The organism is Ferroplasma sp. Type II, from assembly GCF_000496155.1.
This window is the reverse complement of the sequence record NZ_KI542681.1, coordinates 2,584-15,273: the sequence shown is the minus strand read 5'-3', so window position 1 is coordinate 15,273 and position 12,690 is coordinate 2,584. Positions and strand designations below refer to the sequence as shown.

General features: G+C 35.4%; 11 protein-coding genes. 6 read left to right on the top strand and 5 right to left on the bottom strand.

Annotated features, from left to right (window positions below; genetic code table 11):
• Nucleotides 1-24 precede the first annotated feature (24 nt).
• Nucleotides 25-249 carry a DEAD/DEAH box helicase gene (locus tag AMDU4_RS00080; RefSeq protein ID WP_021785959.1) on the bottom strand — a complete coding sequence of 75 codons (225 nt, stop codon included), beginning with the start codon at nt 247-249 and terminating at the stop codon, nt 25-27.
• 110 nt (nt 250-359) lie between these two features.
• Here AMDU4_RS00080 and AMDU4_RS00075 point away from each other — a divergent pair, with 110 nt between their 5' ends.
• Together AMDU4_RS00075 and leuS are read left to right on the top strand one after the other, a co-directional pair.
• On the top strand, nt 360-899 hold the full coding sequence (locus tag AMDU4_RS00075; protein ID WP_021785958.1) for a pyruvoyl-dependent arginine decarboxylase: 540 nt from the start codon (nt 360-362) through the stop codon (nt 897-899).
• Nucleotides 900-3,608 carry a leucine--tRNA ligase gene (gene leuS / locus AMDU4_RS00070; RefSeq protein WP_021785957.1) on the top strand — a complete coding sequence of 903 codons (2,709 nt, stop codon included), beginning with the start codon at nt 900-902 and terminating at the stop codon, nt 3,606-3,608.
• On the opposite strand, the gene AMDU4_RS00065 is transcribed toward leuS, so the two are convergent.
• Nucleotides 3,609-4,010 (bottom strand): archease, encoded by a 402-nt coding sequence (locus AMDU4_RS00065; protein ID WP_021785956.1) that lies wholly within the window; start codon nt 4,008-4,010, stop codon nt 3,609-3,611.
• Nucleotides 4,011-4,421: 411 nt separating this feature from the next.
• Here AMDU4_RS00065 and AMDU4_RS00060 point away from each other — a divergent pair, with 411 nt between their 5' ends.
• From AMDU4_RS00060 to AMDU4_RS00050, 3 genes are read left to right on the top strand one after another with little or no spacing between them, the layout of a single operon-like run.
• A complete protein-coding gene (locus tag AMDU4_RS00060; RefSeq protein ID WP_290703731.1) occupies nt 4,422-5,366 on the top strand; it encodes a radical SAM protein in 945 nt (314 codons plus the stop codon).
• A 7-nt stretch (nt 5,367-5,373) separates the two neighbouring features.
• The gene (locus AMDU4_RS00055; RefSeq protein WP_021785953.1) at nt 5,374-6,588 is read left to right on the top strand and encodes an MFS transporter; all 1,215 of its coding nucleotides are present in this window, start codon (nt 5,374-5,376) and stop codon (nt 6,586-6,588) included.
• A 9-nt stretch (nt 6,589-6,597) separates the two neighbouring features.
• On the top strand, nt 6,598-7,170 hold the full coding sequence (locus tag AMDU4_RS00050) for a flavoprotein (protein ID WP_021785952.1): 573 nt from the start codon (nt 6,598-6,600) through the stop codon (nt 7,168-7,170).
• Nucleotides 7,171-7,363: 193 nt separating this feature from the next.
• Here the strand turns inward: AMDU4_RS00050 and tes are convergent, their stop codons facing one another.
• The 3 genes from tes to AMDU4_RS00035 all read right to left on the bottom strand — a co-directional run bounded on the left by tes (nt 7,364) and on the right by AMDU4_RS00035 (nt 12,012).
• The gene (gene tes, locus AMDU4_RS00045) at nt 7,364-9,190 is read right to left on the bottom strand and encodes a tetraether lipid synthase Tes (protein ID WP_021785951.1); all 1,827 of its coding nucleotides are present in this window, start codon (nt 9,188-9,190) and stop codon (nt 7,364-7,366) included.
• A 330-nt stretch (nt 9,191-9,520) separates the two neighbouring features.
• A complete protein-coding gene (locus AMDU4_RS00040) occupies nt 9,521-10,339 on the bottom strand; it encodes a hypothetical protein (RefSeq protein WP_021785950.1) in 819 nt (272 codons plus the stop codon).
• Nucleotides 10,340-10,896: 557 nt separating this feature from the next.
• Complete coding sequence (locus tag AMDU4_RS00035; protein ID WP_021785949.1) at nt 10,897-12,012, bottom strand: IS110 family transposase; 1,116 nt, start codon at nt 12,010-12,012, stop codon at nt 10,897-10,899.
• Between the two features lie 248 nt (nt 12,013-12,260).
• On the opposite strand from AMDU4_RS00035, the gene AMDU4_RS00030 reads away from it, so the two are divergent.
• The coding region (locus AMDU4_RS00030) for a helix-turn-helix domain-containing protein (protein WP_290703728.1) at nt 12,261-12,690 on the top strand (430 nt) is incomplete at its 3' end.

Sequence of the window (12,690 nt, the reverse complement as noted above, 5' to 3'; positions counted from 1 at the left end):
TCAATGGAGTTACATAAAGAAGTGCTATTGATGGGGGTTGTCCTTATAGATCTTATTCAGCAGTGGCAACAAAGCCGCTTCAGTCTTGCCTGAACCTGTGGGTGATATTAAAAGTGTGTTTCTGCCTGCCAGTATCTCAGGAATTGCCAGTTTCTGCGCCTCTGTGGGATTTATAATACCGTTTCTTGCCACACTTCCCTTAAGTGCCGGGTCAAGCATATCAAAAACATTTTCCTTCTGAATGGACATTGTTCTATATAAATAGCAGAATGTTATTTAAAACATTTTAGTTTGCGTGTACATTATAAATATGGCAACTGTATTCAATAAATATTTTAAATAATTAATAATACACCTGTATGTTGCTTCCAAAACAGATTTTTTTTACAAGGGGAATAGGCCGAGGAGAAACACAGCTCCAATCATTCGAAAATGCATTGAGAGATGCAGATATTGCTGCCTACAACCTTGTGAGTGTAAGCTCAATCGTACCCCCATATGCAGAGATAATTGAAAAAACAGAGGGTATAAAGCTGCTGTCATATGGACAGATATTATTTACTGTTCTTGCAAGGAATTCTTCCAATGAACTTAACAGAATGATTTCGTCTGCCATAGGCGTTGCCGTGCCTTCGGACAGGAGCAAATGGGGATACCTGAGCGAACATCATACATTCGGGCAGACTGAAAACGACTCCGGATATTTTGCTGAAAAACTTGCTGCAGAAATGCTTGCCAGCACTATGGGACTTGATGACCATTTAAAATGGGATGAAAAGAAAAATGAGTATGTCCTGGATGATAAGATACTGACAACAAAAAATATTGCAGCTACTACTGTTGTGCTGAAACCTAATGAGTGGGCAACTGTAATAGCAGCTGCTGTATTAGTGGTGTAAATGGATCATGATATAGATATAAAATGGAGAGACAGGTGGGAAAAAAGCCACATATTTGAACCTGTTGCTGAAAATTCTAAGCCAAAGTTTTTTGTTACAGTTCCATGGCCATACACCAATGGGTCATTACATGTAGGCCATGGCAGGACATACACACTTGGAGATATAATAGCAAGGTACAAAAGGCTAACAGGCTTCAATGTGCTTTTCCCAATGGGATTTCATGAAAGCGGAACACCTATACTGGCTTTTTCAGAAAGACTCAGAATCGGTGACAAAGACACAATAAAACTTTACAGGAATTATCTGATGGAGTATGAAAAACCAGAAAACATCGACAGGATACTTGAATCATTCAAGGAACCTCAAAATATTGCAGAATATTTCTCAAAGGTTATAATAAAAGATTTTATGGATCTGGGTTATTCAATTGACTGGACAAGAAAATTCACTTCTGCTGATCCGTTCTATCAGGAGATAGTAAAATGGCAGTTCAGGCAACTGGAATCAAAGGGGCTGATAAAGAAGGGAAAATATCCAATACTCTATAGCATCAATGATGAAAATGCTGTTGGGGAGGATGATATAAAGGACGGAGATACAGATAAGGTAAGCATTGAGGAATTTACAGGTGTCCTGTTTAGGGGAGATAAATACTATCTCATGGCGGCCTCCCTGAGGCCTGAGACTCTTTTCGGTGTCACAAATATCTGGGTAAACCCTTCCGCACAATACGCAATAGTACGTTATAATAATATGGACATAGTAATGTCAAAGGATGGCTATACTAAATTCGCCCTCCAGCATGAAGATGTGCAGTATGTCAGTTCAGTAACTCCAGATGAAATAATAGTCCAAAAATTCAGGGTACCAATACAGAATGATATGGTCAGTGTAATAAAGGCTGACTTTGTAGATCCGGATAATGGAACAGGAATTGTTTACTCTGTGCCCGGACATTCTATATTTGATTATCTCTATTATAGGAAAAACAATATAAAAAGTAGCATAAAGAGGGTTGTAGAGGTAAAAAGTAGGATTACTGTAGAACAGCTTGTTGGAAAATACGGACTGGAAAATAATGAAAGCCACCTAAAGGATGCCACACAGGAGCTATATAAGGAAGAATTTTACAATGGAACTCTTATAAATTCAGGTCCATACAGTGGAATGACTGTAGCAGGTGCCAGAGATACCATAAAAAGCGACCTGATGAAAAATAATATGGCAGTTATATTTTATGAAACTAACAGAAAGGCAGTAACCAGATCAGGATCGAGGGTCATAGTGGCAGTATTAAAAGATCAGTGGTTTATTGATTATTCCCCAAAATGGCTTAAGGAAAAGGCCCATGACCTTATAAATTCCATGCGGTTTTACCCAGAACTCTATAGAAAACTAATGATGGATGCCATCGACTGGCTCAAGGAGCGTCCATGCGCCAGAAGGAGAGGTATAGGCACCAGAATGCCATTCGATGAAAGCTGGGTTATAGAATCACTTTCAGATTCTACAATATACATGCTTGCCTATACGAATAAAAAAGAACTTGAAAATATATACAACAGGCTAAACAGGATCCCTGATGATATACTAGATTATGTCCTTCTTGGCAAGGAAATTCGTGGAAAGTATGAGAATTACGTAATGGACAATGCTATCTCAGCAAAGAGGGAATTTGATTACTGGTATGGCAATGACTTAAGAATTACAGCTCCACCACATATATCAAATCATTTAGCATTCTTCATTATGAATCATGCAGCCATATTTAGGGGAGAAAAGCTTCCTGGAGGACTTATGATTTCAGGTCTCGTCATCTCCAATGGAGCAAAGATTTCCAAGAGCAAGGGTAACGTTATTTCACTTCTGGAGATTACAAATAGGTACTCAGCAGACATATACAGGCTCTTTATGACTGTGGGGGCGGATATTTCATCACTCCTTGACTGGAATGAAAAAGACCTTTCCTCAGTAATAAAAAGGTACTCTTACTTTATAGGGCTTCTGGATGGTTTCACAGACCCCGGGGGCGGTGAAGGGTACATATATACCTGGTTCACGTCTGCTTTCTATAAAAACCTGAAAACTTACATAGGAAATATGGAATCCATGAACATCAGAGATGCATACATAGCAATTTTCTATAATGTGATGAATGACCTGAAGAACGTTGAAAATCATGGTGGAGACATAAACAAGGCCATTAGTCCCATTCTTGCAGACTGGTTAAAGGCACTTTCTCCTATTATGCCATTTTCTTGCGAGGAGTACTGGCACCGCCATATTGATGATAATACCTTTGTGAGTACCCAGACTATAGATACAAACATTGACAGCAAAATTGATAATGAAGTTCTAAAATCCGAAAATTACCTTAACAGGGTTATATCTGATATAAGAGAAATACTAAAAATTATACATATTGAACCTAAAAAGGCTATTATCACAGTTTATGGAACAAAACAGGAGAAATTCATAAAAGGGTACGTGGAGAACAGCCTGGAACAAGAATATAAATCTATGATACCTGATTATATGAAAAATAAAAATAAGATTGATACAGAACCCCTGGATGAATACAGTATACTGAATCGCAACAAAAAATATATTGAATCATTGCTGAACATGGAAATAATACTGGTTAAGAGTAACCAGATATTAAAGAAAAATCCCTGGCCAGGAAGACCCCGTATAGAGATTGAATAATCAGACATCCATTACAAAAATAGCGAAACCATCCTCTGGGTGGATTTCAAGATTGTAATATGTAACCGCCTTTATCAAATGTCTATACTCGGGATTTTCTGGGATTTCGGATCCATATAGTGTTGCAGTAAGTCTTTTACTGGACAATGTTACCCGTGCCCTGTGAAATAGTATGTTTTCAGTTTCCATGTAAAATAGTATATCGTTAAGTAGCTCTATGAAAATGTCATCTAATGTTTCCTTTTCTATTTTTACTGTTCTGATAATGTTATTGCCCATGGCATTCTGATCAATGATCAAATCTGAAAGGGCCGTAACAGAATTTTCAAAAATTGACTCATAAGTATTACCATAGACTTTTACCCTGAGGTCGGCCGTGTGATCAAGAATGTCATATAACATAGTAGATGATGTTGCCTTAGGATATAAATATACAATACTTTCTGGCCAGTGAATTCGACAGTTACTATGAAATTTTGGCTCTTCCTACATTCGTGTGGGTTGTTCTATGGAGATGAAATCCAAAAAATCTAGATATTACTGGAATCACGTTGCAGGGTTATCAGGATATAGAGTCATTGCCTTGAATATCCCGGGAAATAGAAATTGTTTGTGAAGATCCGTGAATTTAATCCACATAAAAGTCGAATGACCGAAATTTAATATATAATGATCTCATTAATAATTTGAGGTGAAAAATGGAATTAGACGAATATGGCAGGACCTTTGGAGTAGATGAGGAAATTGGTGAATTTTTTGACGACGTCAACGCCCACTGCCCGGTTGTGAACTTTGTTTGCTAAGGGTGTTTAATTGGTTTCAAACAAATCTTTAAAACTTATTATTTTGCCAACTGAGGAATGCAATTTTAGATGCAAATATTGTTATGAGAATTTTAAAATTGGAAAAATGAATCCTGATGTTGTAAGAGGGATAAAAAACCTTATTAAGAATAGATCGAGTGATTTAGAGTTTCTTTATCTTAACTGGTTTGGAGGCGAACCCCTTCTTGCTTTTGACATTGTAAGGGATATTATGAAATATTCTATTTCACTCTCGGAAAAATACAATTTCACAGTGTCATCGGAAATGACAACAAACGGCTCTTTGCTGACGGAAAACAAACACAAAGAGTTAAATAAACTAAAAGTAACTAAATTCCAAGTTAGTTTTGATGGTGATTCTCTCATTCATGATACATTGAGGGTTATAAAACATGGTTCTGGAAGTTTTGATATTATATATAATAATCTGTTAAATTTTCATGAAACATCTATAGATAACAAAATTATTGTGAGGTTGCATCTAAATAGAAACAACCTTGAAAGTGTGGAATCTTTCCTGGAAAGACTTCATAAAGATGTCGGAAACGATAACCGCTTTAACATCCTGGTTGAACAATTGCAGAAACTGGGTGGAAAAAACGATAGTAAAATCCCGGTTATAAATGTAGAAAGAGAAATACGATCCTCTTATCAAAGAATTATTGAAAAAAGTAAATCTTTGGGGTTCATGACCGTAAGTCCATTGGATGACAAAAATTATGTTTGTTATGCTTCTATGTTTAGTTCATATGTTATACGTTCCAGTGGTGAGATTGGAAAATGTACAGTTGCTCTTTACGACGATAGAAATACCATTGGATTTCTATCTGCAGATGGAAAGGTGCAGTTAGATAAGAAAAAACTGGAATACTGGGTTAGAGGTCAATTTTCAAGGAATCCGGAACAACTCGCCTGTCCTCTACATTCTAGGTGAATAATTTTTGACTACAGAAAATAAAGATAATATTGGGAGATTATCGAGAAATTTCAGACTGCAAACTTCTAGCGCTTTTGCATCGCATATTGGTGAATCAATAGCATCATTACTGTTCCTATGGATCATTCTTATATATTCAAATAGTTCAATTTTAGGTGGGTTATACGGAGGAATTGGTTATGGATTGGGACTGTTATATCTACCCATTTCTTTTTATACTTCCAGAATTAAGAACAAAAAGCGCCTTGTAATTAAGTATGAAACATTTAGAGCAGTTAGTGTCCTGCTTGTATTAGGTGTCCTATTTACAGGAATACATTCTTTTGTGATCATAAGTATTTTTGCAAGTTCTATTATTCTTACTACGGGAGCCCTTATTGTCAGCCCTATTCATTCTATGTGGCTGAGTGAATTTGTAAAAAAAGAACAGTACCACAGGGCATTCTCTCTGCGATACATAGTCCACTCTGCAAGTTCAATAATGGGATCAGCTATTGCTGGAATGATAACATATTTTTCTTTTTATTATGGTGTCATGATATTCTTCGTTGCAATGTTAATTTCAACAATCCTTACCACAATGCTCAAACCAAAGAATGATAATATCCCAGCACAAGAGAATAAGGGATTCCGAGAAAGCATCTCAAAAGCACTTGCAGATAAGACAATAAAGCAGTACCTTTTGACGACTGCATTATTTGAGAATTCTATTGGAGCACCTATGTACCTAATCGTAGAAGCTCTTGTTTTAATAAGCTTTTCAAAGTCACCTCTGGCACTGACACTATTGATCGTAGTTACATTAGTAGGTGGTATCGTAGGCCCTGCCATCAGCTCAATATTTCAACATGGCAATATCAGAAAGAAAAATATTGTGCTTAGTATACTGATTATACCCACTCTGGTGATTGTACCATTTCTGGATTCCTACCTCCTGGTGGCTATTTCTCTGTTTGCGTATGGAGTGATTGCCTCATCGGCTGGTCCTTTTGTTGAAAGTCTTCATTATCAGATTGCAGAGGGTGAACAACTGCTCTATCTGACATCAGCACACAGAACTATAACTGGTATTGGCTCAGCAACAACAGTTATTATGGTTGGAATCGCCATAAAATTTTTCGGGGTTTCGATAGGATTTTACATTTCGGCAGCATTTGCTTTTATCACCGCAGTGTCATATATTCTATCAAAGGAATTAAAAAAATTCAATACGACGTGAGGAGTAAATATGAAAAGGGCGAATGATAAAAGGAAAATTACAATATTATGGGGGATTACAGGTTCAGTAGGTTCAGTTAATATACCTAATTATTTAGCCCAAATAATGGGTAAATTGAATTGCCAAATAATAACAATTATGACAAAAGCGTCGCAAAATTTTTTATCCCCATATATAGTCGAGCTTATTACAAATGGACCAGTTTATAGGGATATGTTTCTTTCAATTGACGGTGTTAAAGTACCACACATCGATCTGACAAAAAAAGCAGATGTTTTTATCGTTGTCCCAGCCAGCGCTAATTCATTAGGAAAAGCAGCTAATGGAGTTTGTGACGATCTTTTGTCGACATCATTCATTGCATACGATAATTCTATCATTTTTGCTCCCAATATGAATGAAAAAATGTGGAATAATAAAATTGTCCAGAGTAACGTTGAGAGATTGAAGAGCTTTGGACACATAATTATAGAACCAGGTGAGGGAATAGAAATAAGCGATGGAACAGTGAAAGGAGGTTCAATGCCCGGTCATGAAAAGATTCTTCATACAATCATAGATTATCTTGAACATCGTTGTTAGGCTTCCTAATTACCCAACTTTTTGAGCCTTTTGATCACTACATCCCTGATTTTGTTCTGATCTTTCTTATGAATATCGTAGTGTATAATTAAAATCTACAGAGTGTTTACATGTTTCGGTGGATTAATGATAATTACAGTTTTGTAAATAGTGAGTGAAATAGGTTAAAAAATTAGTTATTTAATAAAAAAATTTATTGGTCTGGGTTTACAGAGGATATCATAGGAATTTCATCCTTATCCAGATCAAGCCCGATTTCCTTTGAAGTAAGGTTTCGGCCAAGGCTCCTTTCATAGAATCTTATGATCCTCTTCTTCTCTTCAACTGTGTATTTCCTGAAGTATTTGTCCCTTTTCAGGTCAAATCCGGTCTTCTGCTCATACACATTTGCAGGTATTGAGTACTTTCTCTGGGTTGAATCCCTGTAAAGTTCAGGTATAACATTGAATGCACAGAAAGGTATGACTCTTCCATCTGGCATTGCATAATGGATATCACATCTCTCTACACGGTCAACATCATATGTGTATGGATCCTGGAAGTGCATGAATCCTATAAACAGAGACTTGTAATGGAAAGCCTTCAGTCCATGGTAATCACCCTCTGTGAAAGCGTTGTATACCATATCCTTCAATTTGAATCCTTCCGGAGCTTTGCTGTAATCAACAAATTTTTTCAGGTGAAGCAATAATTTGGTCACGGATTCCACTTTCTTCGGTGCCTGCCATTTTGCGTATTTTATGTCGTCTCCCAGTTCTGATAGGTATTCAAACATTCCCTTGACATCAACAAATCTTGTTACAGGTATTATCTTGTCGTTGTCAATGAATATGTATGTTCCCATTCCACAGGCAAAGTGTATGGACAGCTTATATGTGGGATGCCCCTTAAGGGCTGAAACAAAGTTAGATACATCTGTTGTTGCCGGTACAGTGAAGAAATCTTCCCTCCCTATTGCTCCGTCAAGCTGTTGTTCTATCTTCTTTATCGCTCCGGGTATTGTTATTCTCTGCCTTGCCCTAGCACGATCTGACATTCTTCCCACAAGACTTACTGGCTGGAAGTTAACTCCCCTCACAACATCCATATTTGATTTTGCGAATTTGATCATGTCTCCCAGGTACTGGTCATTTATTCCTCCAATAACTGTGGGAACAAGAACTACTCCCATGGGCGCCTGTTTGTAGTGTTCCAGTGCCATAGGTATCTCCCAGAAGTTCTTGGGGTTAGATCTTGGAGTTGGTCCATCAAAACTTGTGTAAACTACATTTGAACCTGCATCTCTAGCTCTTTTAACGAAATCTGGGTCATAAGCTGCCCTGACACTGTTTGTGTTCATTTGGACATGTTCATATCCTTCTTCCCTGGCTATTCTGATAACATCTATTATATCATCCCTTAACGTTGGCTCTCCACCTGTTATCTGAACTGCATTTGCGCCGACAGGTTTCTCGTTTCTCATTCTCCTGAGCATTAATCTTATCTGGTCAAGTGACGGTTCATATATTGGCTCGTTTTCCTTCGCATAGAAGAAACAGTACCAGCAGGATAAATCACATCTGTTTGTTATAACCACATTGCCCAGTCCTGTATGGGATTTATGCTTTACACAAAGTCCGCAGTGTGTTGGGCATATAATTTTATCTGCATATACTGCAACATTGGGATTCAGTATTTTTGTACCTTCCTTGTCCTGGAATTTCTTTGCCTCCTCATACATGTCATAGTCTTCCCAATATTTTTCCTTTGTTATACCGTGCTCTGGGCATTCTTTTATAAGGTCAACTTCTCCGCCTTCCTCATATACTATAGCCGGAATTCTCATCTGATCGAATTTCTCTTCATCTGCGCAAAGGGGGCATAAGCTTTCTGTTACTCTTAAAACAAGCATATCATCTGTAATTAAATGGCCCATACTTTTCAAAAACTCATCCACAGTTTTGAATGGCGCATTCCTACTTATCTCAAAGTCATTTGCCAACCTGACTTCGGATTTATTTCTTTCTTCTGTCAATACCATCTTAATTCACCTTTTTAACTAATCATGTTAAGCATATAGAATAATATATATGTTTTGTCTTTATTCTTGCTAATTATGCAAGACACTAATTAGCCGTGATAAATACAAAATACAAGTTTATATATAAAGATAAAACATATTTGCATTATAATTTCTTGTTAAAGGCTAATTAAAATGTAAAATTAGTCGATAATATTTCATAACAAATTGAAACGAAAAACAATAGAATTCGATAATATTAATAAAAAGAATTAATGATGTATTTTCAATTCATTCAAGAAATATTATAAAAATAAAGATTATCATATTATACTCATGCAAAGCAGGTAATCAATACTTTTTATTTTGTATTCTTAATTCCTTTAACAGGCTATTATACATATAGTCTATGTTTGCGGAATTTTGAACCTTTACTCCTTTTTCAGATAGATAACTTTTAAGTTGTTCTCTGGTTATAATTCCCTCACTGTTGCTCAAATTTTCATTTATAATTGCTGGAATTAATTTCAATAATCTCTGCCTTTCCTCTGATTTTCTGTTGTTTTCTATTTTCCTACGAGCTTCACGGTTAACCTTGTCTATTTTTAATTTTAAATCCTGTTCGATGGGAAAATCAAAATTTATACCCTTATACATCCAGAAGCTTTTCATATGCCCATCTAAATCATCATTTATGTTATCTGCAGGATCGTAGTTAAAGTACTGGATCATATCCTGGACAAGTGAATCCACCGATTTTTCATTTACCTCCCTTGTAAGTGGAAGTATTTTCTTTTCATCGTTCTCTTCAAGAAGGTCATCAATACTAAAGGTATTCAGTTCGGAAAACCAGTCAGCTTCCTCATGATATTTATAACCAACATCATTGTATATATACATTATATCTATTTCAGCAATTTTATTCTTATATTTCTTGCAGTCTACAGTAGAACAGTCCATGTCTTCATCCTCAAAACGTTTGATAGAAAGCACAATAGATTTTATGCCACTGTCCCTGGCATTTTTAAGGAATTTTGCAGCACCACCCATACGCTTGTCCCATTCAAAACTAATAACTATATCCACATCCATAGAATAATATATGGAAAAGCCGTTTTTCTTTGAGTAATTTACAATGCTGTCCCACAGTAATTCCATTTTATCTTTCATCTTACTCCCTCCAAGGAGACCCCAGGCAAAAACGTGGGTAGGAATTGGGCGGTGAACCTCAATCCATTGCTGTATTGTACTATTTTGACCTTCATAGTGCTTATGTCCATATTTTTTTCTCCTCCTTTTATAACGATTGATTTTCCATGTTGTGTATGTATCTTTCCAGTCTCACTAATCAACTATTTCGCTATTCCTTACAGAACAGGCCCTTCTCTCAGGTAGGGGTAGTTAACATTAGACTATGATACAAATGATTAAGCCTAAACTCATATAAAAATATTTTTAACATATAAACGGGAAGTCCCCTTTCGTTAGAGGGGGGATGAAAGTGCAAATTTTATAGCCTATTAAGTTATTATACAACTATGTCACCATATAATCTGGATAAGGGTCAGCATTCAGTGTACTCTTTGTATTACCACTTTATTCAGGTTGTAAAATACAGAAAGAAAGTATACTATATTAATTTTACTTTTAGTAATTATTCTATATCAATTACATAGCTTACGCTAATTATGCCAGAAATCACGATTATTATCTGTTTAATTTGCTGTTTAATTTACTAATTCTTCAGGATCCTTGAAATCCACATTGTTCTTCATTACGGAGTATATTATATTCAATAACTTGTTTGAACATGCTACTATAAGCTTATTTCCACTCATACCATTGTCCTTCTTATAATTGTAATATCTTCTGATTACAGGATTGAACCTTATTGCTGATACTGTTGATAGATATAATGCATACCTCATTAATGGATTTCCCCTCTTTGATATATGTGATGTAATATTGTAATCTCCTGATTGCCTTGTCATGGGGTCCATTCCTGCATATGCCCTCAACTTTACAATGGAATCAAACCTGTTTATATCCCCTATGGATGAAAGCATAATTGAACCTGTTATTGTTCCCATTCCGGGAATTGTCTTTATCCTGGAATCAATTTTATTGTATTCTTCCTCTATAATCTTCCTGGTATTATTCAACTGCCTGTTCAATAGTTCTATTGCCTCAATATTTATTTTTATGTCATATTTCACTGCATTATTACTGTTATTTCCCTTTATGATGATATTCCTTATTTCATCATACTTCTCCATGCTGATATGTTTTATCCTGAATTTATTGTTTATAATGTCATCAATATTGTTTATTGTATCTGTAAAGTATCCGGAATCTATATTGACAGTTGATGAAAGACCAGGATACAGTAGATCCATATCCCTGATTAACTGGTTCTTTACCGCTGTAATCTTCCTGCTTATCCTTATATATGTGTTTATATATTCTTTCAGGTCGTCATACTGGTTCTCCATGCTGATTGTATTATTTTTATATATTATAATGTATCTTGCTATGGCCTCTGAATCTATTCTGTCTGTCTTGTTCTTTCTTATCCTTGAACTCTTTAACAGCTTTGTTTCAATGGGATTCCCCAGTATGGGATTATAACTGTTTTCAATTAAATAGCTGTATAAGTTTACATGGTAAATATTAGTTGATTCCATTCCCATCCTGATATTGTCATAGCTGTTTACTATGCTTAGAAACTGTTTAAATCCATCATAGTTGTTTATTATTATCCCTGTTTTTATTTTATTCAATTCACTGTCTATAATGCAGTAGTCAAACTTCCTTTTAGCTATGTCTATTCCAATATATATCATATTATATTCCTCCGGATCAGTTCTTTCCTTCCATATTCATAGCAGTCTTGCCTATTATCGGTGCATTAAGCACAATATACATTATTCGCATATTTGAATATGAAAAGGGTAAATACATACTAATTGAGGTGGATTAAACCACAAGATTTTTACAGTATTCCCTGATCATTCCCATAATGGTGTTATGGTTAAAATCATTATACAAGATGTTTTAAAAAAATATGTAGACTCACAGGAGGCAAAAAGGCATGAGGGCTTATAAATTCAGAATATACCCGAATAAAGAGCAAATCAAAAAGATAGATTATATTCTTGATTTATCCCATAATTTATACAATGCAATGTTAGAACAGAGAAAGATGGCATATGAATTAAAGAAGGATTTTTATTATAATATAAATGTTAATTATACATACCAGCAGAATCAATTACCAGAGTTAAAAAATGAATTCCCTGAATATAAATATATATATTCACAGGTACTTCAGGATGTTGCAAATAGGTTAGACAAAGCATATGATAATTTCTTTAGAAGAATAAATGAAAAAGAAAAAGGTAAAAAAATAAAAGCAGGTTTTCCAAGATTTAAATCAAAGAAAGTATACAAATCATTTACATATACACAATCTGGATTTGAAATATTAGATAAAACACATTTAAAATTATCAAAAATAGGAA